At 60.4% G+C, this 22,202-nt stretch carries 20 protein-coding genes and 3 pseudogenes; 11 read left to right on the top strand and 12 right to left on the bottom strand.

Translation table 11 applies throughout. From position 1 onward, the window contains the following. Nucleotides 1–61: 61 nt before the first annotated feature. On the bottom strand, nucleotides 62–967 hold the full coding sequence (locus tag GA0061105_RS08415) for a DUF72 domain-containing protein (protein WP_064693506.1): 906 nt from the start codon (nucleotides 965–967) through the stop codon (nucleotides 62–64). A gap of 55 nt (nucleotides 968–1,022) precedes the next feature. Then, a complete protein-coding gene (gene dnaN / locus GA0061105_RS08410) occupies nucleotides 1,023–2,141 on the bottom strand; it encodes a DNA polymerase III subunit beta (protein ID WP_064693507.1) in 1,119 nt (372 codons plus the stop codon). A gap of 92 nt (nucleotides 2,142–2,233) precedes the next feature. On the opposite strand from dnaN, the gene GA0061105_RS08405 reads away from it, so the two are divergent. From GA0061105_RS08405 to GA0061105_RS08375, 7 genes and pseudogenes are all read left to right on the top strand, one after another. Then, complete coding sequence (locus GA0061105_RS08405; RefSeq protein ID WP_092749355.1) at nucleotides 2,234–2,380, top strand: methyltransferase; 147 nt, start codon at nucleotides 2,234–2,236, stop codon at nucleotides 2,378–2,380. Nucleotides 2,381–2,402: 22 nt separating this feature from the next. After that, entirely contained in the window at nucleotides 2,403–3,320 is a 918-nt protein-coding gene (gene rsmI, locus GA0061105_RS08400; protein ID WP_092749353.1) for a 16S rRNA (cytidine(1402)-2'-O)-methyltransferase, read from the top strand. Continuing rightward, nucleotides 3,310–3,678, top strand: a pseudogene (locus tag GA0061105_RS08395) (YraN family protein). The gene rsmI and the pseudogene GA0061105_RS08395 overlap by 11 nt, the downstream one beginning before the upstream one ends. 116 nt (nucleotides 3,679–3,794) lie before the next feature. Then, nucleotides 3,795–4,298: a cupin domain-containing protein gene (locus tag GA0061105_RS08390; RefSeq protein ID WP_092749351.1), complete on the top strand. Its 504-nt coding sequence runs from the start codon at nucleotides 3,795–3,797 to the stop codon at nucleotides 4,296–4,298. A gap of 88 nt (nucleotides 4,299–4,386) precedes the next feature. After that, nucleotides 4,387–5,334, top strand: coding sequence for a glutathione synthase (gene gshB / locus GA0061105_RS08385; protein ID WP_092749349.1), 948 nt, complete (start codon nucleotides 4,387–4,389; stop codon nucleotides 5,332–5,334). Between the two features lie 152 nt (nucleotides 5,335–5,486). Next, complete coding sequence (locus GA0061105_RS08380; RefSeq protein WP_092749347.1) at nucleotides 5,487–7,019, top strand: YifB family Mg chelatase-like AAA ATPase; 1,533 nt, start codon at nucleotides 5,487–5,489, stop codon at nucleotides 7,017–7,019. Between the two features lie 167 nt (nucleotides 7,020–7,186). Continuing rightward, nucleotides 7,187–8,554, top strand: coding sequence for a toll/interleukin-1 receptor domain-containing protein (locus GA0061105_RS08375; protein ID WP_092749345.1), 1,368 nt, complete (start codon nucleotides 7,187–7,189; stop codon nucleotides 8,552–8,554). A 166-nt stretch (nucleotides 8,555–8,720) separates the two neighbouring features. Here GA0061105_RS08375 and cysK read toward each other — a convergent pair whose 3' ends face one another. The 3 genes from cysK to GA0061105_RS08360 form a co-directional block, all read right to left on the bottom strand. Continuing rightward, nucleotides 8,721–9,683 carry a cysteine synthase A gene (gene cysK / locus GA0061105_RS08370; RefSeq protein WP_092749343.1) on the bottom strand — a complete coding sequence of 321 codons (963 nt, stop codon included), beginning with the start codon at nucleotides 9,681–9,683 and terminating at the stop codon, nucleotides 8,721–8,723. A 144-nt stretch (nucleotides 9,684–9,827) separates the two neighbouring features. After that, the gene (locus GA0061105_RS08365; protein WP_092749341.1) at nucleotides 9,828–10,445 is read right to left on the bottom strand and encodes a LysE family translocator; all 618 of its coding nucleotides are present in this window, start codon (nucleotides 10,443–10,445) and stop codon (nucleotides 9,828–9,830) included. Between the two features lie 113 nt (nucleotides 10,446–10,558). Further along, complete coding sequence (locus GA0061105_RS08360; RefSeq protein ID WP_092749339.1) at nucleotides 10,559–11,458, bottom strand: DMT family transporter; 900 nt, start codon at nucleotides 11,456–11,458, stop codon at nucleotides 10,559–10,561. Between the two features lie 111 nt (nucleotides 11,459–11,569). Between GA0061105_RS08360 and GA0061105_RS08355 the strand changes: the two genes are divergently transcribed. Beyond that, nucleotides 11,570–12,034 (top strand): Lrp/AsnC family transcriptional regulator, encoded by a 465-nt coding sequence (locus GA0061105_RS08355; RefSeq protein WP_064693748.1) that lies wholly within the window; start codon nucleotides 11,570–11,572, stop codon nucleotides 12,032–12,034. 19 nt (nucleotides 12,035–12,053) lie between these two features. On the opposite strand, the pseudogene GA0061105_RS08350 reads toward GA0061105_RS08355, so the two are convergent. The 4 genes and pseudogenes from GA0061105_RS08350 to dut form a co-directional block, all read right to left on the bottom strand. After that, nucleotides 12,054–12,953 (bottom strand): annotated as a pseudogene (locus GA0061105_RS08350) (GNAT family N-acetyltransferase). Between the two features lie 164 nt (nucleotides 12,954–13,117). Then, nucleotides 13,118–13,921 (bottom strand): hypothetical protein, encoded by an 804-nt coding sequence (locus GA0061105_RS08345; RefSeq protein ID WP_245304233.1) that lies wholly within the window; start codon nucleotides 13,919–13,921, stop codon nucleotides 13,118–13,120. A 12-nt stretch (nucleotides 13,922–13,933) separates the two neighbouring features. Then, nucleotides 13,934–14,701 carry a hypothetical protein gene (locus GA0061105_RS08340; RefSeq protein WP_092749337.1) on the bottom strand — a complete coding sequence of 256 codons (768 nt, stop codon included), beginning with the start codon at nucleotides 14,699–14,701 and terminating at the stop codon, nucleotides 13,934–13,936. A 57-nt stretch (nucleotides 14,702–14,758) separates the two neighbouring features. After that, the gene (gene dut, locus GA0061105_RS08335; RefSeq protein ID WP_064693518.1) at nucleotides 14,759–15,229 is read right to left on the bottom strand and encodes a dUTP diphosphatase; all 471 of its coding nucleotides are present in this window, start codon (nucleotides 15,227–15,229) and stop codon (nucleotides 14,759–14,761) included. Between the two features lie 90 nt (nucleotides 15,230–15,319). On the opposite strand from dut, the gene GA0061105_RS08330 reads away from it, so the two are divergent. After that, on the top strand, nucleotides 15,320–16,903 hold the full coding sequence (locus tag GA0061105_RS08330; protein WP_064693519.1) for a peptide chain release factor 3: 1,584 nt from the start codon (nucleotides 15,320–15,322) through the stop codon (nucleotides 16,901–16,903). Nucleotides 16,904–16,912: 9 nt separating this feature from the next. Here GA0061105_RS08330 and GA0061105_RS33280 read toward each other — a convergent pair. Next, nucleotides 16,913–17,008, bottom strand: a pseudogene (locus GA0061105_RS33280) (LysR family transcriptional regulator); the annotation flags it as partial. Between the two features lie 715 nt (nucleotides 17,009–17,723). On the opposite strand from GA0061105_RS33280, the gene GA0061105_RS08325 reads away from it, so the two are divergent. Beyond that, complete coding sequence (locus tag GA0061105_RS08325) at nucleotides 17,724–19,343, top strand: putative bifunctional diguanylate cyclase/phosphodiesterase (protein ID WP_245304232.1); 1,620 nt, start codon at nucleotides 17,724–17,726, stop codon at nucleotides 19,341–19,343. Between the two features lie 185 nt (nucleotides 19,344–19,528). Here the strand turns inward: GA0061105_RS08325 and GA0061105_RS08320 are convergent, their stop codons facing one another. Both GA0061105_RS08320 and GA0061105_RS08315 read right to left on the bottom strand, forming a co-directional pair. Continuing rightward, nucleotides 19,529–20,233 (bottom strand): SOS response-associated peptidase, encoded by a 705-nt coding sequence (locus GA0061105_RS08320; protein ID WP_064693521.1) that lies wholly within the window; start codon nucleotides 20,231–20,233, stop codon nucleotides 19,529–19,531. Between the two features lie 225 nt (nucleotides 20,234–20,458). After that, nucleotides 20,459–21,349 carry a LysR family transcriptional regulator gene (locus GA0061105_RS08315; RefSeq protein WP_092749333.1) on the bottom strand — a complete coding sequence of 297 codons (891 nt, stop codon included), beginning with the start codon at nucleotides 21,347–21,349 and terminating at the stop codon, nucleotides 20,459–20,461. 114 nt (nucleotides 21,350–21,463) lie between these two features. Here GA0061105_RS08315 and GA0061105_RS08310 point away from each other — a divergent pair, with 114 nt between their 5' ends. Next, on the top strand, nucleotides 21,464–22,171 hold the full coding sequence (locus GA0061105_RS08310; protein ID WP_092749744.1) for a glutathione S-transferase family protein: 708 nt from the start codon (nucleotides 21,464–21,466) through the stop codon (nucleotides 22,169–22,171). Nucleotides 22,172–22,202: the final 31 nt, after the last annotated feature.

The raw sequence follows: 22,202 nt of genomic DNA, 5'->3' as shown, positions 1-22,202 counted from the left end.
TTATGCTGCTTGTCGCTCCCGGGACAAGGATTTTCGCAACGAGGACATCGGCATCAACAGTTCATGCGGCTTTCCGATGGGAGCGAGGCATGAGGTCGGCAAGTCTTTGGCTCAAATGGCCGGCGTCAACGGGCGCGCGCAGTTTCTTATCGGTATTGTCGAAATAAAGATAGACGTCGCGGCCCTTGGCGCGCGCCGGCAGAGGTTCAAGAACGCGCGTCGCATTGTCAGGCTCTCCGCCGCTGGTCCAGGCGCGGATGCGTTGCGCCCATATGTCGAGGGCTTCGTCTTCATAGCCGCTGACATAGAGCTGTTCGGAACCATGCAGGCGGCAATAGATGAAGTCGGCGGTGACATCCATCAGCAGCGGCCATTTCACCGTGTCGGCGCAGACGAGCGCCACCTTGTGTCGCCGGAGCATCTCTATGAACTCAGGCGAGCGGAAGCTGTCGTTGCGGATTTCGAGCGCATGGCGGATTGGCTGGTGCCCGTCGCTTTTGAGCCAAGCCTGTTTGAGGCGCGCATCATGCCGCTTCGCCAGTGCTATCGCCGCATCGTGATCATGCGGCAGCAGCGACAGGAAGTTTTCGAAACGATCGGGATCGAAGGCCATGTTCGGCGGGAATTGCCAGAGGATCGGTCCGAGCTTGGGGCCGAGCCTGAGCAGCCCGGAGGCGAAGAAATTGGCAATCGGCGCCTCGATCTCCTTCAGTCGCCTGACATGGGTGATGAAGCGCGGTCCTTTGACCGCAAAGACGAAATCATCGGGCGTCTCGTCCCGCCAGCGGCCGAAGCTTTCGGGCTTCTGCAATCCGTAGAAGGTGCCGTTGATCTCGATCGAACGGAAGTGGCGCGCGGCGTAGGAAAGTTCCTGTTTCTGCGGCAGGTCTTCCGGATAGAATTGTCCGCGCCAGGGCGCATACGTCCAGCCGGAAATGCCGATGCGCACCGCTCCCGTCCTTTTCATCCCGGTACCTCCTGCTTAACAGGAGGAAAACCGAAAGCGGCCGCCTTCGTTCCCGTCAGACGCGCATCGGCATCAGCACGTAAAGCGCGTCATCGCCGGCGGTGTCGCGGATCAGTGTCGGCGAGCCGGCATCGGCGAGCAGGAAGATCGCTTCCTCGCCCGAAAGCTGCGCGGTGATGTCGAGCAGATATTTGGCATTGAAGCCAATTTCCATCGCATCCGTGTCGTAGCCGACGGCGACCTCTTCCGTGGCGCTGCCGGAATCCGGATTGTTGACGGTCAGCATCAGCTGTCCCTCGGACAACGCCAGCTTGACGGCGCGGCCGCGCTCGGAGGAGATCGTCGAGACGCGGTCGACGGCTTGGGCGAAGCTCGTGCAGTCGACGCGCATTTCCTTGTCGTTGCCTGTGGGGATGACGCGCTGGTAATCGGGGAAGGTGCCGTCGATCAGTTTCGACGTCAGAACGATCGAGCCGATCGTTATACGGATCTTGGCGTCGGAAACCTCGACGGTGACGATCGCTTCCGGATTGTCCACCAGCTTCTGCAGTTCCCCGACCGTCTTGCGCGGAATGATGATGCCGGGCATGCCCTCCGAGCCGGATGGCGCGTCGACATCGGCGCGCGCCAGCCGGTGGCCGTCAGTCGCCACCGCCCTGAGCTTCAGCTCGCCGTTGCTCTCGATCGTATGGAAAAAGATGCCGTTCAGATAATAACGTGTCTCTTCCGTCGAGATCGCGAACTGGGTGCGGTCGATCAGCATCTTCAGATCGGTCGCCTTCAGCTTGAATGAATGCGTGAAGGTGCCGGCGGTCAGATCTGGGAAGTCGGATTCCGGCAGGCACTGCAGCGAGAATTTCGAGCGGCCGGACTGCACGGTCATCGAGCCGCCGTCGGTGCTGGTGGCCAGCAGCACTTCCGAGCCGTCGGAAAGCTTGCGCACGATGTCGTAGAGAAGATGGGCGGGAACGGTGGTGGCGCCGGCCTGTTCGACGCTTGCCGGCGTCGCCTCGGTGATTTCGAGGTCGAGGTCGGTCGCCTTCATGTCGAGGTTCTGGCCGTCGGCCTTGAGCAATACGTTGGACAGGATCGGGATCGTGTTGCGACGTTCGACCACGCGGTGGACGTGGTTCAGCGATTTCAACAGGTTTGACCGCTCAATAGTAATACGCATGGGATGCTACCGCTTTCGACCGTGACTGTCCGGGCGCATCGAGCACCCGAGAATGCTTTCCCGACCGTGGACCGGGGGAGTGGAGGGGCAAAATGGCAGACTTCAGCATCGCTTTGCAAGAGGCATGGATGGCCGGACGCCTGCATTTCAGGTTTTCCGGAGCAATCCTCACAGAAATCCGAACCCTTGCCGAAGTGGTGCGGCTCGCCCATAAAGGTTCGTCCATAGAGGATCGATGACGGCGGGACGAAAGCAGAGGGCATGAACGAGCAAACGACAGCGGATGCCGCCAGCAGGCGAAGCTTCCGCCTGCACAATGCAACGGTGCCGGCGCGGCCGCTGGAGCCGGCGCTCTATCTCGTCGCCACCCCGATCGGCAATCTCGGCGACATCACGCTGCGCGCTTTGGAAACGCTGGCCGGCGCCGATGTGCTGGCCTGCGAGGATACCCGCGTCACCCGCGTTCTGCTCGACCGCTACGGCATCCAGAACCGCCCCTTTGCCTATCACGAGCACAATGCCGACGAGGCCGGCCCGCGGCTCATCCAGGCGCTGGAAGCCGGCCGCTCGGTGGCGCTGGTGTCCGATGCCGGCACGCCGCTCGTCTCCGACCCCGGCTATCGGCTGGCCCAGCAGGCGATTGCCGCCGGTTACCGCGTCATCCCCATCCCGGGAGCCTCGGCGCCGCTCGCAGCCCTTGTCGGCTCCGGCCTGCCGAACGACGCCTTCCTCTTCGCCGGTTTCCTGCCGGTGAAGGACAAGGCCCGCCGTGACCGTCTCGGTGAACTTGCCGCAGCCCCCGCGACGCTGATCTTCTTTGAATCGCCCCATCGCATCGGCGCGACGCTGCTGGCTGCCGCCGATGTGCTCGGCCCGGCAAGGCCGGCTTCCGTCTGCCGCGAGCTCACCAAGACTTATGAGGAATTCCGCCGCGGCACGCTGGCCGAACTTGCCGCCCATTACCAGCAGGTGGAAAACGTCAAGGGCGAGATCGTCCTCGTCGTCGGCCCGCCGCCGCCGGTGGAGGCGGATGAGGCCGATGTCGAAGCCGTGCTTGCCGATCTGTCGATGTCGATGCCGACGGCCAAGGCGGCGACAGAGGCGGCCCGCCTGACCGGCCTGCCGCGCAAGGCGCTCTACCAGCGCCTGCTGGAGATGAAGGGCGGTAATGGGCGATAAGGACCTTACCGCCATAAAAAGGAAGGCGCTGCGCCGCGGCCGCATGTCGGAATATGTCGCCGCCGCCTTCCTGATGCTGAAGGGCTACCGCATCCTGGCGCTGCGCCACCGAACCCGCCTCGGCGAGATCGATATTGTCGCCCGCAAGGGCGATCTCGCCGTCTTCGTCGAGGTGAAAGCCCGCCATGGTGAGACTGCGGCTATCGACGCCGTCTCCCTCACCGCCCAAAAGCGGATACGGGCGGCAAGCGACCTCTAGCTCGCCCGCCAGGCGGATCAGGCCCTTCTTTCCCAGCGCTACGATATCGTCGCAGTCATGCCCGGCCGGTTGCCGCGCCACTTTCCGGACGCGTTTTAGCGGTTTCCGGTTCAGCGGGTTTCGGATCGTTAAAATTTTAGTCCCGGGTTGAACCAGCTTCTTACGACTCTCTGCTATCGCACGCTGACTAGGGGCAAGAATTTGGGGGTTGTTTCATGGCCTGGAAGCTGATGTTTGCAAGTGCGCTCGCCGTGGCCGCGCGCTCGGTACCTTATGCCGTGGCGAAGCCGGCCGGGAAATCCTTCGTCGCCCATGCGAGCGACCTGCTGCCGCTGAAATCGACGCCGATCAATCCAGACTGGATTATCAGCGGCAACCCTGAGGCCCGCACCGCAGAACATTCGCGCGGCCATGACGAGGCGTCGCTGACGGCGATCTGGGACTGCACGGCAGGCGAATTCCGCTGGTATTTCGGCTGGGACGAGACAGTGATGATCCTCGAAGGCGAGGTCCACATCACCGCCGAGGACGGCACGGAGCGAACCCTTGGCGTCGGCGACGTCGCCTTTTTCGCGGGTGGGACCTGGGCCAGCTGGCGGATCGACAATTATGTCCGCAAGGTCGCCTTCCTGCGCAAGCCGTTCCCCAAGCCCTTGGCGATCGCCTATCGCTTGCGCAACCTGCTGCGCAACGGCGGCAATCAGGGGATCGCGGCCTGACGGTCGCCGGCCTTTGCCGCCCTTGATTGGCCGTTGCGTTTGATGCCGGGCCGACCTACATCTGTCCGGCATTCAGCGAGGGATGGAAATGGCCAAGATCACCAATGTAGCGGTCCAGATGGATCATGTCGCCGGCATCAATATCGCGGGCGATTCCACCTTCGCCATGAGCCTGGAAGCCCAGGCCCGCGGCTACAGGCTCTTCCACTACACGCCCGAGCGTCTGAGCTTCCGCGACGGTAAGCTCTTTGCCAGCGTCGAGCCGATGCTGCTGCGCGACGTCAAGGGCGATCACTTCGAGCTCGGCACGCCCGAGCGCGTCGATCTCTCGACCATGGACGTGGTGCTGCTGCGCCAGGATCCGCCCTTCGACATGGCCTATATCACCTCGACGCATCTGCTCGAGCGCATCCACCCGAAGACACTCGTCGTCAATGATCCGGCCTGGGTGCGCAATTCGCCGGAGAAGATCTTCGTCACCGAATTTTCCGACCTGATGCCGAAGACGCTGATCACCAAGGATCCCGCCGAAATCCGCCGCTTCCGCGACGAGATGGGCGACATCATCCTGAAGCCGCTCTACGGCAATGGCGGCGCCGGCGTCTTCCATTCGACCCGCGACGACCGCAATCTCTCCTCACTGCTGGAAATGTTCGGCCAGCTTTTCCGCGAGCCCTTCATCGCCCAGCAATATCTGCCCGACGTGCGCAAGGGCGACAAGCGCATCATCCTCGTCGACGGCGAGTTCGCCGGCGCCATCAACCGCGTGCCGGCCGAGCATGACAGCCGCTCCAACATGCATGTCGGCGGCCGCGCCGAGGCGACCGAGCTGACGCCGCGCGAACAGGAAATCTGCGCCCGCATCGGCCCGGCGCTGAGGGAGCGTGGCTTCCTGCTCGTCGGCATCGACGTGATCGGCGATTACATGACCGAGATCAACGTCACCTCGCCGACAGGCATCCGCGAGGTCAGGAAGTTCGGTGGCGCCGACATAGCCAGCCTGCTCTGGGATGCGATCGAGCGCAAGCGCGCCTGAGGCGGCGATCGGGTACAACCGCGCCCACCGCTTATATCTCTCTGCGTTCTTTTATTGTTCTTGTTTTAGTCCTGCTTCCATGCCAGATTGCAACCGCTGGCTTTCAACGGCCACGGGGCGGTCGATAAGAATTTCGGGACAAGGGTGGGCAGATGGTCGCGCGTGTCAGTACGGTGGCATTCCAGGGCATCGAAGGCGTGCCGGTCGAGGTTCAGGTGATGATCGCGCCCGGCAAGGTCGGCATGCAGATCGTCGGTCTGCCTGATAAGGCGGTCGCCGAAAGCCGCGAGCGCGTGCAGGCTGCGCTTCACGCCTCCGGCCTGGCGTTGCCCGGCAAGCGAGTGACCGTCAACCTCGCGCCGGCCGATCTGCCGAAGGAAGGCTCGCATTTCGATCTGCCGATCGCGCTGGCGCTGATGGCGGCTCTTGGTGCCATTCCCGCCGACGCGCTGTCGGATTATGTCGTCGTCGGCGAACTCAATCTCGACGGCACGATCGCCGCCATTGCGGGCGCGCTCCCGGCCGCCATCGGCGCTAATGCGCTCGGCAAGGGGCTGATCTGCCCGGCGGAAAGCGGCGCTGAGGCCGCCTGGGCCGGCGCCGAGGTCAATATTCTCGCACCCCGCAGCCTGATTGCCCTTGCCAATCATTTCCGCGGCACGCAGGTGCTCTCCCGCCCAGAGCCGTCGATCCGCGCCAATGCCGCCAACCTGCCGGACCTTGCCGAGATCAAGGGCCAGGAAAGCGCCAAGCGCGCGCTCGAGGTGGCGGCCGCCGGCGGCCATAATCTCTTGATGGTCGGGCCTCCCGGTTCCGGCAAGTCGATGCTGGCGTCGCGGCTGCCGTCGATCCTGCCGCCGCTCTCACCCGCTGAACTGCTTGAAGTGTCGATGGTGCATTCGATCGCCGGCCAGCTCACCGGCGGCAAGCTCTCCGACCGCCGTCCGTTCCGCACCCCGCATCATTCCGCCACCATGGCCGCCCTCGTCGGCGGCGGGTTGCGCGCCCGTCCGGGCGAAGCCTCGCTTGCCCATCACGGCGTGCTTTTCCTCGACGAATTCCCCGAGTTCACGCCGCAGGCGCTCGATGCTTTGCGCCAGCCGCTCGAAGGCGGCGAATGCGTCATTGCGCGCGCCAATCATCGCGTCTCCTATCCGGCGAAATTCCAGCTGATAGCGGCGATGAACCCCTGCCGCTGCGGCATGGCCGGCGAGCCTGGCCACACCTGCGCCCGCGGCCCGCGCTGCATGAGCGATTACCAGGCCCGCATCTCCGGCCCGCTGATGGACCGCATCGATATCCGCATCGACGTGCCCGCCGTCTCCGCCGCGGATCTCATCCGCCCGATGGCGGCCGAAGCCAGCGCTAACGTCGCCCGCCGCGTCGCCCACGCCCGCGCGCTCCAGCAGGAGCGTTTTGCGCGGGCCGGCGCTGGGGACATCGGCACCAATGCCCGCTGCTCCACCGCGATGATCGAAAAATTCGCCGAACCCGATGCGAGCGGTTTGCAGCTCCTGCGCGACGCCGCCGAAAAAATGAAATTCTCCGCCCGCGGCTACCACCGCGTCCTCAAGGTCGCCCGCACACTCGCCGATCTCGACGGCAAGCCGACCGTTGGGCGCATGCATCTGGCTGAGGCGATTTCCTACCGCATTGCGGGGGAAAGGCTGACAGCGGCGGCGTAAAGGGAATAGCGCCGCTAGGCTCCGCTGATTTTTGAGAAGGTAAATGGCCGCGAGACAGGAGCTCCGACAATTGTGGAAAACGGGCAGTCCTCCTGTCTGAGCATGCCGCTTGCTCGTTATACTGGTTACAAATAAGCTTAGTTTTTCAATGACCGCGAGATTCGAACATGGCAGCCGATTCTGAAGTCGCGCCGCGGCTCTTCATTTCTTATTCATGGAGCAGTGCTGATCACCAGGCATGGGTCGTTGAGCTCGCCGGGCAACTGCGACATCAGGGGATCGATGTTATTCTTGATAAATGGCATCTTAAGCCCGGTCACGACGCAAACGCCTTTATGGAAAAGATGGTAACTGACAAGACAGTTACGAAGGTTATACTTATATGCGACGAAGTTTACGTGAAGAAATCAGATGGACGAAAGGGCGGCGCTGGGACAGAAGCCCAGATTGTCACACCTAAACTCTACTCTGAGCGCGAACAGGACAAATTCGTAGCAGTCGTCCGTGAGCATGATGAGCATGGTAAGGCCTATCTGCCAACGTATTATGGGAGTCGCATCTATATTGACCTTAGCAACCCCGCAACTTACGCCCAGGAGTTCGAGCGTGTAGTTCGCTGGGCTTGGGACGCACCTTTGGACGTGGCGCCCGAAATAGGCACAAAGCCGACTTTTCTTAACTCAAATAGTTCGGCTACAAAGCCGACCAATCTCGGAACTCGCCGGATTATTGACGCTATTCGTAACGGCTCCGCACATTCCACAGCTGCAACTAGCGAATTCTTAGGTGCGGCCGACGCAATTTTCGAAGAGTTTCGTCTCACATCCGCTCAGATTGTTGTTGAGAACTACGATGACATCGTAGTCGATAGCGTTGAAAAATTCATCCCGTACCGGAACGAGTTTATATCGTTGTTCTCTGCGATAGGGCAGTATCAACCAACGCTTGAAATGGCTGGTATCGTCCATCGATTTTTCGAACGTCTGATACCTTACCTCCATCCACCTGTAAACGCGGGTTCATATTCCAATCTTGATCAGGATAATTATCGGTTCATCGTACACGAACTGTATCTGTATTGGATCGCGATACTCTTGAAGTATGAGCGATTTGACGTGGCATCTTCGATGCTCGACGAGCAATACTATTGGAATTCACACCGTAGGCCTGATGAGACTATGCATAGCTTTACCGTCTTTAGGGAATACGCTAAAACTTTTGATATAAGAAATGATCGCCTTAAATTGATGCGAACGTCGGTTCGGGCCGACATGTTAAAACAGCGAAATGAAGGTACTGGCATCGATTTTTCGTATGTCATGTGTGCGGACTTTATATTCTATTTTAGAGCTACGACATTTGGAGACTACAACAGCTGGTGGCCAGAAACATTGTTATACGTCAATCGTCATGGTGGGCCATTTGAAATGTTCGCCCGAGCGAAATCGGCCCGTTATTTTGAGCGCATCAAGCGGCTGATAGGCGTGAGGAGCGTGGGAGGAGCTGTCTGCGCATATTACAGGTCTTCTTACTGATGCAAACGCGATTCCCAGGTGGCAGTTTGACAGGCTCAACATAAAACGCCTCATGGCGTCGGATAGCATTGCTTCGATCACCTAACCTGACAGGTGACGGTAGAAAAGAAAGGGGCGCAAGGCGCCCCCGATATCTTCAAGATAAATTGCCGGAGGAAAGCCTCCCTCAACTCCCCAGCCCCTCAAACAGCGCCGTCGAGAGATAACGCTCCGCAAAGGACGGAATGATCACCACGATGTTCTTGCCGGCATTCTCCGGACGGCTGCCGACCTTGATCGCCGCCGTCAGCGCCGCGCCCGAAGAGATCCCAACCGGCACGCCTTCGAGCCTCGCGATCAGGCGCGCCTGTTCGAAGGCCTCGTCATTGGTGACGGTGACGACCTCGTCATAGATGCCGGTATCGAGGATTTTCGGGGCAAAACCGGCGCCGATGCCCTGGATCTTGTGCGGGCCGGGGTTGCCGCCTGACAGGATCGGTGAATCGGCGGGCTCGACGGCGATGATCTGGATATCGGGTTTGTGGCTTTTCAGCACCTGACCGACGCCGGTGATCGTGCCGCCGGTGCCGATACCCGAGACGACGATGTCAACCGTGCCGTCGGTATCGTTCCAGATTTCCTCGGCGGTGGTCTTGCGGTGGATCTCGGGGTTGGCCGGGTTTTCGAACTGCTGCGGAATGACGGCGTCGGGAAGCGAGGCGGCCAGCTCTTCCGCCTTGGCGATGGCGCCCTTCATGCCTTTCGATCCTTCCGTCAAAACCAGCTCGGCGCCGAGCAGCGCCAGCATCTTGCGCCGCTCGACCGACATGGTCTCCGGCATGGTGAGGATCAGCCGATACCCCTTGGCCGCGGCGGCAAAGGCGAGCGCGATGCCTGTGTTGCCGGAGGTCGGCTCGATCAGTACCGTCTTGCCCGATGTGATCTTGCCTTGCGATTCCAGGCTTTCGATCATAGCCACGCCGATGCGGTCCTTGACGGAGGCGATCGGATTGAAGAATTCGAGCTTGCCGATCAGGTTTGCCGCCACGCCCTTTTCCCGCGCCAGCTTGTCGAAGCGCACCAGCGGCGTGTTGCCGATGGTCTCGGTGATCGAGGAATAGATGCGGCCGCGGCCGGGTTTGTGCGACATGATTCTCTCCCTTTGGACTTCGGTCCCTGAAATCGAGGAGGAGAATAGGGTCAAAGACCGAATGAGACCAGAGCGCGTTCGTCCCGGGCGAGGGTGCACGAGAGAAAATAAGCTTTGAAAACCGTTTCTTGGCGGATGTTTATTTCAGGCCGCCCGCGTGGCGATGAAGGCCGCCGTGCCCGCAAGAATGCTCGCGGCAACCCTGTTCAGCGCCTGCAGGGCGCGTGGCTCCCTCAGCATCGTGCGGGCGCGCGAGGCAAGCAGCATATAGGGCACGAGCACGGTGATCAGCACCACGAAGGTGACGACAAGCAGCAGCGCATAGTCGCGCAGGCTGATATTGCCGATGTCGATCAGCGTCGGCGCCAGCGCGACATAAAAGAGCATCGTCTTCGGGTTGCCCAGTGTCACTAACAAGCCGGAGAGGAAGGACAGGCCGATATTGCTGGATTTCTTCGCCGCAATGTCCTGCGGCAGCAGCCCTGCCGTCCAGAGTTTCCAGGCGATGTAGCCGAGATAGAGGGCGCCGGCGATCTTGATGGCGATGAACACCTCGGTGAAGGTCTGGGCGACGAAGGCGAGGCCGAGAATGACGGCGGTGAGATAGGCCATATCGCCGAGCACCAGGCCGAGACCCATGAAGAAGGTCTCGCGGAAATTCGAGCCGAGCGCACGGGCGACGATCGCGGTGATGCCGGGGCCGGGAATGGCCGCGGCGATGAACAACGCTCCGGCATAGGCAAGCAAGGCGGCAAGGCTCATCTGTGGCTCCCTCTTTACGGTGTTTTATGTCAGGCGGGCCGTGCCATCAATCCGCCGGCGTTGATGGATGCATCACGAGACGGAATGCCTGCACCCGGGTGCCTGCCGGTACCTCAGCCCTGGAGCGCCCTCGGCCGCAGCCATCTTGGGCTCCAGCCGAGATTCATGCCGGCGGCGGCAATGAGGATGATCGCCGCTCCTGCGATCTGCATCGGCTGCAGCGCGTGGCCGAAGGCCAGGCGGTCGACGAGGATTGCCGCGATCGGATAGAGGAAGGACAGCGCCCCGGTCAGATGGGTTGGCAGCCGCTGGATCGCGCCGTAAAGCAGCACATACATCAGCCCGGTATGGACGACGCCGATCGTCACCAGGATCGCCCAGCCGCCGGCATCCCCGGGCAGCTGCGAAAACGTCGTCATCGGCGCCAGCATCAGCATGCCGGTTGCGACCTGGATCAGCGCGATCAGATGCGGCGGCGTGCCTTTCAGCCATTTCGCAGCAAGGGCCGCCAGCGCGTAGAAGAAAGCCGCGCCGAGCGCCATCACAATGCCGAGGCCGTAGCCATCCGATGCCCCGCCGGCCGCAGGTTTCGCCTCGACGATCGCCGCCATGCCGGCAAAGGCGAGCGTCAGCCAGAACAGCTTGGCGGCGGTGATCTTCTCCCCGAGGAACAGTGCCCCGAGCGCCAGCAGCATGAAGGGCTGGGTGTTGTAGACGGTCGTGGCGATCGAGATCGTCGCATGCGAATAGGAGGCGAAGAGCAGCAGCCAGTTGACGACGATGGCGACGCCGCCGAAGATGGCGATGGCGAAGGCGCGCAGCGTGATAATGCCCGGCCGCAGCAGCCCGAGGGCGCCGCAGATGACGAGCAGCGTCATCGCGCCGAACAGGGAGCGCCAGAAGACGACGCCGCTGACCGGTTGACCCGACATGACGACGAACCAGCCGATCGTCCCCGAGATCAGCATCGCTGCCGTCATTTCCACTGAACCTCTTTTGATGTCGCCGCTCATGATCGCCTCCGTTTCTATGAGATGAGAATATTGCGGCGGCCGAAGGTTTTATATAGAGATAGAAAGGAGAACTGGCTTAATCGCCTAATCATCATAGGGAAATCAATCGCTGTGGCTAATGATGTGCAATCGCTCGATGATATCGATCAGGCCATTCTGGAAGCGCTGGCCGGCAACGCCCGGATCTCGCTGAAGGAACTGGCGCAGCAGGTGGGGCTGTCCTCGCCGAGTGCCGCCGAGCGCCTGCGGCGGCTGGAGGAGCGCGGCGTCATCAAGGCCTTCACCATCGATCTCGACCCTGCCGCCGTCGGTTATCCCCTGCAGGCGATCGTGCGTGTGCGGCCGCTGCCGGGACAGCTGCACATCGTCGAGCGGCTCATCCAGGAGATTCCCGAAATCGTCGAATGCGACAAGGTGACCGGCGAGGATTGTTTCATCGCCCGCCTGGTCATCCGATCGATGGCGGAGCTCGACGGTCTCCTCGACAGGGTCGCCGAGCGCGCGGAAACCAACACTGCGATGATCAAAGCCTCGCCCGTCAAGCGCCGCCTCCCGCCGCTTTCGCGGAAGAGATAGCGTCGGCCGAAGCCCGCGCTTAGAAATCCGCCATCGGCGACAGCATCGCCGGAAAATGCGGGGTCATATCGCCGAGCCCGCGCAGCATCAGCGTCGTGCCGCTTTGCAGCGGTAGCGGATCACCCGCCCAGCCGAGCTTGTCCGGCCGGAAAAGCACCTCGATGTGGGTGGAGGCGATTTCGAGTCCGCCGAGGATCGCTGCAAGCGTCGGGATTTCCGTCGCCACGACGTCGACAAGGCTGAAGCGACCCGCTGCATCCATCTTCCAGGCGATGGCTGCGCGCTCGTCTCCAAGGAAACTGACGCGAATATCGGGGTCGAGTTGGGTATTGATGAGAAACATCGCTGCATTGGCCGTCACCGAAAGCGTCGTCGAGACCGGGCTGCGTGCTTTGAGCAGCGCTTGCAGCAGGGCAAGATCGTCCGCATTCGTCGCCGAAAGCGGTAGGGCTGCTGCGGCTGGTGTCGAGGGCGCGGGGGCCGCCCCCTCGTAGCGGTGCAGCGGTATCGAGCGGAAACCATAGGGCTCGTAAAGCGATGGCTTATCGGTGTAGAGGATGACGGCCTCGAAGCCCTGCTGCTCGCACCAGTCGAGCGCTTTCACCGTCAGGTCGCGATAGAGCCCGCGGCCGCGCCACTGCGGCCGCACTGCGCCGGACTACAGGCCGGCGGCATGGACGATCCTGCCGTTCAGGACGAAGGGCAGCGCAAAGGCCGAGATATTGGCCGCAAGCTCGCCCGTGGCATCGAACCAGCCGAACGGCATGCTGCTGGGATCGGGTCCGCCGAGCTGTTGCAGCGGGCCGATGTCGATGCCGAAAATATCCTTGAGCAGACAGACCAAGGCCGCCCAGCCGGTCGGGTCGTCGAAATAATCCTGACGGAAGCTCAGGCCGGCGCTGTCGAGGCGATTTGCCATCAGAGGTGTCTCACCAAAATGTGCAGCGGGGATAACGAGATGTATAAAAACAAAGGACGGCAGCCCGTCCGCTTGAACCAGGATTGTTGCGACGCGCTTTAGAAATCCGCGATCGAAGGTATACTGCAAGGGAATGCAAGCAGCCTCGGCCAATCCGGAATTCCTTATTTCCCTTCACCGAGAACGCCTTTCAAACACGTCCCAAGTTGATCTTTTTTATCGATGAGAGATCTGCATTCGCGAATGGCATATGCTGCCGCCATTTCGGCGTTGATCCTAAACCCGGGAATTCTTCCGGGATTGAAAGTGGTAGCATCTCGGCCAAAAGCATCCGTAACTCCGACCGATTGTAGTAGAACTCCATAGAGGCAGCCCACCGGATTGACGTCGCGGTCGACGAGGACATTGATGACCGGGTTTCCCGTTCGGCTCTCGTGATAGCACGTCGACGTGTCTGGCTTGCTCCGTAGCGTGTCTATATCGTGAACTGCAATTTGGCCCAACTTTGCCAGTTTAAGCGCATCACGATCGATGAACACGTTGAGAGTCTGGGTGTTTGGCGGCCGGTTCTGATCGCCGAAAGGCACATACGGCGTTGCAGGCGAGTAATCGATGGATCGACTGACGTCGAAATTGATACCGATTTCCGCGTAAGCCCCAATCGCGGAAAACACGCGCAAAAGCTCGATCTGCAAAGCTTGAATATCGCGTCTGTCCATACCCTTCACGTTGACGGCAATGTGCATATCGATGGTTTTGTCGATGTCGAAAATCGGTGCTGCCGATTTCGCCACGGCGAATGCGACCACCTCCTCGGTGGAGAAGGACGACCGAATCGACTGGAGTTTCGCTGAATCAATCGCAAGCATCGGTGTTGCGACCAGCGCTGCCGCTAGGCCCCCAATCACGCCTAAACGCACTTTCCCGAATAGCATAAATGCCCCATCAACGCTGCTTATTTTGGGCAACTCCGCGGCTCCTTAGTTCCCCTTCAGAACTCCTGTGATACATTGCTCAAACTGATCTTTTTCATCGATGTGAGATCGGCACTCATGGATGGCATACGCTGCCGCCATTTCGGCATTGCGCCTGAAGCCCGGAACGTCCCCGACGCGATATGTTGCGGCAACCCCGCCGAAATGTCCCCTGAGTCCGATCGACTGCAGCAGAACTGTGTAAAGGCAACCTACAGGATTGATATCGCGGTCGACGATGACGTTGATAACCGAGTGTCCTTTTCGGCGCTCATGGTAGCATTCCAACGTGTCCGGCTTGCTTCGAAGCGTGTCTATGTCGTGCGCTGCTATCTGGCCTAATTTTGCCAGCTTGAGCGCATCACGATCAACGAACACGTCAACTGCCTGGCTATTCGACCGCCGGTTCTGATCACCGAAAGGGGCATATGGCGTTCCAGCTGAATATTCGATCGATTGGCTGGCGTCGAAATTGATGTCGATTTCAGCGTAAGCACCAATCGCAGAAAACACTCGCAAAAACTCTATCTGCAAAGCTTGAATATCGCTTCTCCCCATACCCCTCGCATTGAGGACGATATTCATTTCGATCGTTTTGTTGATGTCGAGGATCGGGGCTGTTGATTTTGAGACGGCAAATGAGACGATCTCTTCCAAAGACATCGATGAGCGAATCGATTGGAGCTTTTTTGAATCGATCGCAAGCGTTGGCGTTGCCGTCAGCGCTGCCGCTAGACCCATAAGCACGCCCCATGGCGCTCTCTTGAATAGCATAAGCGCCCCCACAAACGCTGCTTATCAACCGTTCGGCTACTTCTTCGGACCGATCGATCACACGCCGGTAGAGCCGAACCCGCCCGCGCCACGCGCCGTCTCGCTTGTCTCGGTGATCTCCGCCACCCGCGCCTGGGTCACCGGCGCGATGACCATCTGGGCGATGCGCATGCCGCGCTCGATGACGAAAGCTTCCGCGCCGAGATTGACAAGCAGCACCTTCACCTCGCCGCGATAATCGCTGTCGACGGTACCCGGCGAATTCAGGCAGGTGATGCCGTGTTTGAAGGCAAGGCCGGAGCGCGGCCGCACCTGTCCTTCGAACCCTTCCGGGATTTCGAAGATGAAGCCGGTCGGCACCAGCGCCCGCTTGCCCGGCAGCAGCGTCAGCGGTTCGCCGTCGGCAATGGCAGCGCGCAGGTCCATGCCGGCGGCCCCCTTGCTTTCATAGGCGGGCAGATCGAGGCCTTCGCCGTTGGCCAGGCGGATGAGGTTCAGCGTCGGGCTGAGGTCGTGATGAATGGTCATGACCCATTACTTTGCGCCTGAGCGGCCGGGGTCAATTGCAATCTCGGCCTTTAATCGCTAGGTAAGCCGCAATTCCACAGGATTCACACTATGGCCGAAAGTCTCGCCGAGGCGGTCTCCCGCCGCCGCACATTCGCTATTATCGCCCACCCGGATGCGGGCAAGACGACGCTCACCGAAAAGCTGCTGCTGTTCGGCGGCGCCATCCAGCTTGCCGGCGAAGTCAAGGCGAAGAAGGACCGCATGCAGACGCGCTCCGACTGGATGAAGATCGAGCGCGAGCGCGGCATTTCGGTCGTCACCTCGGTGATGACCTTCGAATATAACGATAATGTCTTCAACATCCTCGACACACCTGGCCACGAGGACTTCGCCGACGACACCTATCGCACGCTGACGGCCGTCGACGCCGCCGTCATGGTCATCGATGCCGCCAAGGGCATCGAGCCGCGTACGCTGAAGCTCTTCGAAGTCTGCCGCATGCGCGATATCCCGATCATCACGTTCATCAACAAGATGGATAGGGAAAGCCGCGATCCCTTCGAGATCCTCGACGAGGTGGAAGAGAAGCTGGCGCTCGATACGGCGCCGATCACCTGGCCGATCGGCCGTTCGAAGACCTTCTGCGGCTCCTATCATCTGGCCAACAGCACTGCCCGCGGTTCCGACACCGAAGTCGAGACGACGCCGGTCAACGGCCCGCAGGCCGTCGCCGACAGGCTGCCGGAAAACGAGCGCCGGGCCTTCATCGACGAGACCGAGCTCGCAATCGAAGCCTGCCGCCCCTTCGACCGCGATTCTTTCCTCGAAGGCCATATGACGCCTGTCTTCTTCGGCTCGGCGCTGCGCAATTACGGTGTTCGTGACCTCATCAACGCGCTCGGCGAATTCGCGCCGCCGCCGCGTGACCAGGTCGCCGACACCAGGACCGTGCATGCGACGGACGACAAGATGACGGCCTTCGTCTTCAAGATCCAGGCCAACATGGACCCGAACCACCGCGACCGCATCGCCTTTGCCCGCATCTGCTCGGGCAAGCTCGAGCGCGGAATGAAGGCGAGGCTTGCCCGCACCGGCAAGCAGCTCGGCCTGACGGCGCCGCAATTCTTCTTCGCCTCGCAGCGCCAGCTCGCCGATACCGCCTATGCCGGCGACGTCGTCGGCATTCCCAATCACGGCACGCTCAGGATCGGCGATACGCTGACCGAAGGGGAATCGCTGGTGTTCCAGGGCGTGCCGAACTTCTCGCCCGAAATTCTGCGCCGCGTGCGTCTCGAAGATGCGATGAAGGCGAAGAAGCTCAAGGAAGCGCTGCAGCAGATGGCCGAGGAAGGTGTCGTCCAGCTGTTCTCGCCGGAAGACGGCTCGCCGGCGATCGTCGGCGTCGTCGGCGCCCTGCAGCTCGACGTCCTGAAGGAGCGGCTGATGGCCGAATACGGCCTGCCGGTCTCCTTCGAAATGTCGCGCTTCTCCGTCTGCCGCTGGATCTCCGCCGAGCAGCCGGCCGATTTGGACAAGTTCCTCACCGTCAAACGCGGCGATATCGCCCGCGATCTCGACGGCGACCCGGTCTTCCTCGCCCAGGACGCGTTCTCGCTGCGTTACGAGGCGGAGCGCTATCCGGCAATCAAGATGGTCGCCATCAAGGAATATCACGCCGCCAAGGCGGCGTGATCATCACCCGGCCATGACGGAGTGCAGCATGGCGAGAACCTCGCTGCCGCCCGAATAAAGCCGCCACTGATCCTCAGCCAGGCTGGTCATGATCGTCGCATGCTCAATTCCTCGGGCCGCGCGGAGCGTCGCTTGGGAGCGGACGGGAAAATCGCCTCCGCACGACCCAGCTCTGGAAAGGGGTGGATCGCTAAGAGAAAGGCATTATGCGATCTGACAGTACTGGCTTTCTCCCGGGACTTGACCTTATTCTCACAATTGCGGTTCGAGCACGATGCCGGACAAAAAGAGCCCCGCAGCTTAGCGGGGGTTAGCACAGTGGGGTTGTTTTCTAGGCATTGCGCATCTAAGCGCCGCAAAACTATTTTGCACCATTTCAGAATTTTTTCAATAAAATGAGCTTTTCAACTAATGGGTCTATTTTTGAGTTTCTCTTGAAAACACAAATTGACTTCTACTTGCAGTAATATTTGGTAACATCGAGGTGGGCTGCTCAGCGATCACTTTGCTATACCCCAAGCATTGTATCTCCTGTACGTTGGGCGGCCAACCCTATTCACCCTTGTCACACCAATCGTTGCGTCGCTTCGGGCTCCAGCTGCGAGCGAAGCCTTCCGCAAGGAGCTTTTCCTAGGGTTCTGATTATGGTGGCGATAGAGCCGGTCGACTTCCACAACGGCCAGATGGATTGGCGGCGCCGGAGAAGAACGAGCTGCACAGGGACCCGTTTACCGGGACGGCCCACGCTCTCGTTTTGATTGAAGTTCATTCCGTGGGTATGGTAGCCATATCTCATCGCAGACGGAACGAAAGCTTCTTGATGGCAGGCGTTTATGCACATGCCGAGGAACTTGTTTCCTTTTACGGGCATGACCTAAAAATGGTTGAATGTTCCGGGACGGCCGCGGCGGCCTACGATATTATTGGCGAGGCGAACCGAACTCTGTGGCAGGTATACCCGGACCTTCAGAAACCGGTCGGCAGGTCCCACGTAAGTGCCGTTCTTTCCAGCGGTCTTCCGCGCATAATCGCAATCGAACCAGAAGGTCGAAATCTTCTCATTTTCCGAAGCGAACTCGGATTGGGCGTCATCGAAACCCCGATCGGGAATGCTCACTCGGAGACATCCGATGAGGATCCGGAGAGAGCTCTGCTCCTGCATCAGGCAAGGCATGACGCTTTGACCGGACTCGCCAACCGTCGCCAGTTCAGCGAGGATCTTGAGGCAAACCTACCTGCGACCGACGGGCACAACATCGCCCTGATGCAGATCGATCTAGATGACTTCAAGCCGGTCAACGACACGCTCGGTCACGGCGCGGGCGATGTCGTCCTGAAGACGACCGCGGAGCGCATTCAAGCCCTGCTTCGCAAAGGCGAGACTGCATATAGGCTCGCGGGCGATGAATTTGCCGTCATTCAATCGGTCAATGACCAACCCGCTGAAGCGGAACGCCTGGCAGAATCCCTGGTCCGCGCCTTCAAAGAGCCGTTCACAATCGGAGGGATTAACGTATTTGTCGGCGCCAGTGTCGGTATCGCCATTGCGCCGTCTGATGGCGGCGACGGCGAACAATTGATGAAGGCCGCCGATATAGCGCTCTATGCCGCCAAGAATGATGGACGCGGCCGGGCGAGGATGTTCAACCGCTCGATGATGATCATGTTGGAACAACGTGAGATGCTGAGGCGCAGCTTGAGGATCGCCCTTCGCCAACAGCAGTTCTTCATCGAATATCAGCCGATCGTTGACGCGACGGACGGAATTGTCGGCTTCGAGGCGCTGCTACGCTGGCGTCACCCTTACGCCGGAGTCATTCCGCCTAGTCTTTTCATCCCCATGGCCGAAAGCGACGGCTTGATGCCGGAAATTGGCGCTTGGGTTCTCGCGCAGGCCTGCCGTGAGGCGTCAACCTGGCCGTCGCACTGCATTGTAGCTGTCAACCTTTCCCCGGCCGAGTTCCTCGAAGGCGATTTTACCGATCGCATCTCCAGCATCCTGGATGAGGTCGGTCTTCCGCCCGATAGGTTGGAGCTGGAGATCACGGAAACCGTATTGCTTGAGCGAACGAGCGAAAATCTCGACATGCTTCACACGCTTGAGGTGCTGGGCATCCGGATCGGGTTAGATGATTTCGGCACCCGTTATTCGTCACTGAGCTACTTGCAGAACTTCCCGTTTGACACGATCAAGATTGACCGGCACTTCGTCAAGGATGTCGAGAGCAACCCGAGGGTCCAGACCATCGTGGACTTCATCATCGGTCTTGCACACGGACTGGGGATGCAGGTCACGGCAGAAGGCGTCGAGACGGCCGGTCAAGCTGAGTGGCTCGGCAAGAGAAAATGCGATCGACTACAAGGCAACTTCCTCGGCGCTCCGATGTCCGCCAAAGCTATCGGCGATTTTCTAAAGCGAAGGTCGGTCACCACAGCCTAGCCGATCTCGGGGTGCGCCAATTGAAACCTTCCCGAGGATGAGCAAAAAGCAAAATGCCCCGCAAGAAGCTAGCGGGGCATTTTGTGATCAAAGGCGCCCAAAACGCGAGGAGGGGCGCAGGAGAGTAGGATGACATGGTTCCGAGGATATTCAATTAGCCTTAACTTGCTAATCTTTCTGTTGAATTATGTCGCTCTGAGATCAACTCGATTGATAATGTCCGGCCCAGCGTTCCTGAAGTTGCTTACGCGGCGGGTAACCGGCCACATCGTCATCGCCTCGGCATCGAACGGCTTCATCAGGTCGGAGGGATCCGGCTCGTCGGACATCCAGCGCTCATAGTCCTTCCGATGGAGAATAACGGGCATGCGATCCCGGATCGCTGCCATCATTTTGTTCGGTGCGCAGGTGACGATAGCGAAGTTGCGGATATCTATGCCGGCGGGGTGGTGCCAGATTTCCCATAGGCCTGCCAAAGCGAACGGCGATCCATCCTTCATGGCGATGACATAAGGTTGCTTGTTTCTGCCGGTCCCCGAGACGTTCTCCCATTCGAAGAAGCCATTGAGCGGGATAAGGCAGCGACGTGACCGGTAGGCCAGTTGGAACAGGTCATGTGCGGCAATGCCTTCGCAACGAGCGTTGATCAGCGGCTGGCGCCTGCGCGGCTTCATCGGCGGCGGCAAGAACTCCCATCGAGCTGGTGCAAAGACCGGTCCCATTACATTCGGATTTCGTGTGTCGCGGATAATGATCGGGTAAACTTCGGTAGGAAAGCCGTTGTATCGAGGGAGGCGGTCGCTCAAGCTGTCAATCGCGCCGCGTTCGGCGAAAGGGAAGCTTCCCACGATTTCATCCAACGCTGCATTGATATAGACGCGACGACACATGAGGTTTCATCTGTGTTATCACCGAGATTAGTCAAGCGATGCATTCGAGGCGCGTCGACCCGTTCGGGCTATAACTAACCGTCGCCAAAATCTTCCAGGACGGCGACGGCGCCCCGGTCTTACTCGCCCCAGGACGCGTTCTCGCGGTATTACGAGGCGGAGCGCTATCCGGCAATCAAGATGGTCGCCATCAAGGAATATCACGCCGCCAAGGCGGCGTGATCATCACCCGGCCAGCCGTTCCGCCAGAAATTCGACAACGGCGCGAACCGCCGGCAGCTGGCCGCGCCGGTGCGGCATCAGGATTGTCGTCTCGATACTGCCGGCCGTCCATTCCGGCAGTATCCGCACCAGCCGCCCCTCTGCCAGCGCCTTGCGGCAGACGGATGTCGGCAGGCAGGTAATACCGAGCCCCGACATCGCCATCTCCATCAAAACATGGGGCTCATCTGCGGCCATGACGGAATGCAGCATGACGAGAACCTCGCTGCCGCCCGAATAAAGCCGCCACTGATCCTCAGCCAGGCTGGTCATGATCGTCGCATGCTGCGCCAATTCCTCGGGCCGCCGCGGTTCGCCATGGGCACGCACATATTGCGGCGAGGCGACGATGAGGAACGGGTGGCTGGTAATCTTCCGCTGCACCAGCGCCGAATCCGGCAGCGGCGTCCGGTGGCTGCGCAGCGCGACGTCGAAGCCTTCCTGGATGATATCGACGAAGCGGTCCGTCACGTGCACGCAGAGCCGAAGCTTCGGATAGCGCACCGCCAGCGCCGGCAGGTGCTCCGTCAGCATGAACTGCGCCGTCGGCACCGAGACGGTCAGGCGGACGCTGCCGGCCGGTTCGGCCAGATGCCGCCGAACGATGCCCTCGGCCATCTCCGCCTCGATGATCGAAGCTTGGGCATGCTGGAAGAACTCCCGGCCGAGTTCGGTCAGTGCGAAGCTTCGTGACGTACGTTGGATCAGCCGGACGCCAAGCCGTGCCTCCAGCTCGCCAACCCGCTTGCTGACAGTCGATTTCGGAACGCCGAGGTGCCGCGCGGCAGCGGTAAAGCTGCCGCTGTCGACGGCCTGCACGAAGAGATGGAGGTCATTGAGGTTGAAGAGCGCCATTGACAGCTTCCAGATGTGTGGACGTTGTGATGCATTTATAGCCTCTACCGCGAGATCGTCCACACCTGCACATTCATCGTGTCCAAAACACGTTCAATTCTGAAAGGAACGATGATGTCACCCATCTTGTTTTACGGCGTCCCCGAAGGCTGCTCCTTCGGCTCGATCGTCGCGCTGGAATGGTCCGGCCTGCCTTATCGGCTCTGCCGCGTCGAGATGCCGGAAATAGTCTCCAGCGAAGAATATAAGCGGATCAACATGGCCGGCGAAACGCCGTCGCTGCTGCTCGAAGATGGTAGCACGATCAGTGAAAGCATGGCGATCCTGCACCATATCGGCGCCCGCACGATCGGCAACCATCTGGGCGTTGCGCAGGGCTCGATGGATTTCGACCGCCTGAATCAGATGCTGGCCTTTCTCAACACCACCTTCTTCCAGGCCTTCGGCCCGCTCTGGTACGCGGTCGAGCATCCGCTGGACGCGAATGAGAAACGAGCCCTCACGGCCTATGGCACCGCCGCGGTCGAAAAGGCGCATCATACGCTGGAGCGTCTGCTCGAAGACCGCGAATGGCTTGTCGGCAACGGGCCGAGCCTGGCGGATGCCTATTTCGTCGGCATCGCCCGCTGGAACGATTTTCATAAGGTCGTCGACCGCCGGCAGTTTCCCGCCCTGCATCGCCTCTATCAGCGCATGCAGCAGGAACCGGCCGTGCGTTTCGCCCATGCGATCGAGCATCGGCAGGAGGCGAAAAGCAGCGGCGGCTTTCGCGGCGAGGTCGATCTTTCCGAGGCGCTCGGCCTGCTGAAACAGGCGGCCTGATCGCCGCACCCGTCGCGCCCTCGGGCGCGAC

This window comes from Rhizobium aethiopicum, assembly GCF_900094625.1.
GTDB classification, from domain to species: Bacteria; Pseudomonadota; Alphaproteobacteria; order Rhizobiales; family Rhizobiaceae; genus Rhizobium; species Rhizobium aethiopicum.
The sequence above is the reverse complement of the archived record's forward strand: the minus strand, read 5'-3'. Positions and strand labels throughout refer to the sequence as shown.

What these genes read in the sequence shown, in the direction of transcription:
- gshB (WP_092749349.1), top strand. Translation starts at nt 4,387, where the DNA reads ATGGCCAAGATCACCAATGTAGCGGTCCAGATGGATCATGTCGCCGGC.
- rsmI (WP_092749353.1), top strand. Translation starts at nt 2,403, where the DNA reads ATGAACGAGCAAACGACAGCGGATGCCGCCAGCAGGCGAAGCTTCCGC.
- GA0061105_RS08375 (WP_092749345.1), top strand. Translation starts at nt 7,187, where the DNA reads ATGGCAGCCGATTCTGAAGTCGCGCCGCGGCTCTTCATTTCTTATTCA.
- dut (WP_064693518.1), bottom strand. Translation starts at nt 15,229, where the DNA reads ATGACCATTCATCACGACCTCAGCCCGACGCTGAACCTCATCCGCCTG.
- GA0061105_RS08315 (WP_092749333.1), bottom strand. Translation starts at nt 21,349, where the DNA reads ATGGCGCTCTTCAACCTCAATGACCTCCATCTCTTCGTGCAGGCCGTC.
- GA0061105_RS08390 (WP_092749351.1), top strand. Translation starts at nt 3,795, where the DNA reads ATGGCCTGGAAGCTGATGTTTGCAAGTGCGCTCGCCGTGGCCGCGCGC.
- dnaN (WP_064693507.1), bottom strand. Translation starts at nt 2,141, where the DNA reads ATGCGTATTACTATTGAGCGGTCAAACCTGTTGAAATCGCTGAACCAC.
- GA0061105_RS08380 (WP_092749347.1), top strand. Translation starts at nt 5,487, where the DNA reads ATGGTCGCGCGTGTCAGTACGGTGGCATTCCAGGGCATCGAAGGCGTG.
- GA0061105_RS08320 (WP_064693521.1), bottom strand. Translation starts at nt 20,233, where the DNA reads ATGTGTCGTCGCGTCTATATCAATGCAGCGTTGGATGAAATCGTGGGA.
- cysK (WP_092749343.1), bottom strand. Translation starts at nt 9,683, where the DNA reads ATGTCGCACAAACCCGGCCGCGGCCGCATCTATTCCTCGATCACCGAG.
- GA0061105_RS08340 (WP_092749337.1), bottom strand. Translation starts at nt 14,701, where the DNA reads ATGCTATTCAAGAGAGCGCCATGGGGCGTGCTTATGGGTCTAGCGGCA.
- GA0061105_RS08360 (WP_092749339.1), bottom strand. Translation starts at nt 11,458, where the DNA reads ATGAGCGGCGACATCAAAAGAGGTTCAGTGGAAATGACGGCAGCGATG.
- GA0061105_RS08405 (WP_092749355.1), top strand. Translation starts at nt 2,234, where the DNA reads ATGGCAGACTTCAGCATCGCTTTGCAAGAGGCATGGATGGCCGGACGC.
- GA0061105_RS08365 (WP_092749341.1), bottom strand. Translation starts at nt 10,445, where the DNA reads ATGAGCCTTGCCGCCTTGCTTGCCTATGCCGGAGCGTTGTTCATCGCC.
- GA0061105_RS08310 (WP_092749744.1), top strand. Translation starts at nt 21,464, where the DNA reads ATGTCACCCATCTTGTTTTACGGCGTCCCCGAAGGCTGCTCCTTCGGC.
- GA0061105_RS08330 (WP_064693519.1), top strand. Translation starts at nt 15,320, where the DNA reads ATGGCCGAAAGTCTCGCCGAGGCGGTCTCCCGCCGCCGCACATTCGCT.
- GA0061105_RS08325 (WP_245304232.1), top strand. Translation starts at nt 17,724, where the DNA reads ATGGCAGGCGTTTATGCACATGCCGAGGAACTTGTTTCCTTTTACGGG.
- GA0061105_RS08415 (WP_064693506.1), bottom strand. Translation starts at nt 967, where the DNA reads ATGAAAAGGACGGGAGCGGTGCGCATCGGCATTTCCGGCTGGACGTAT.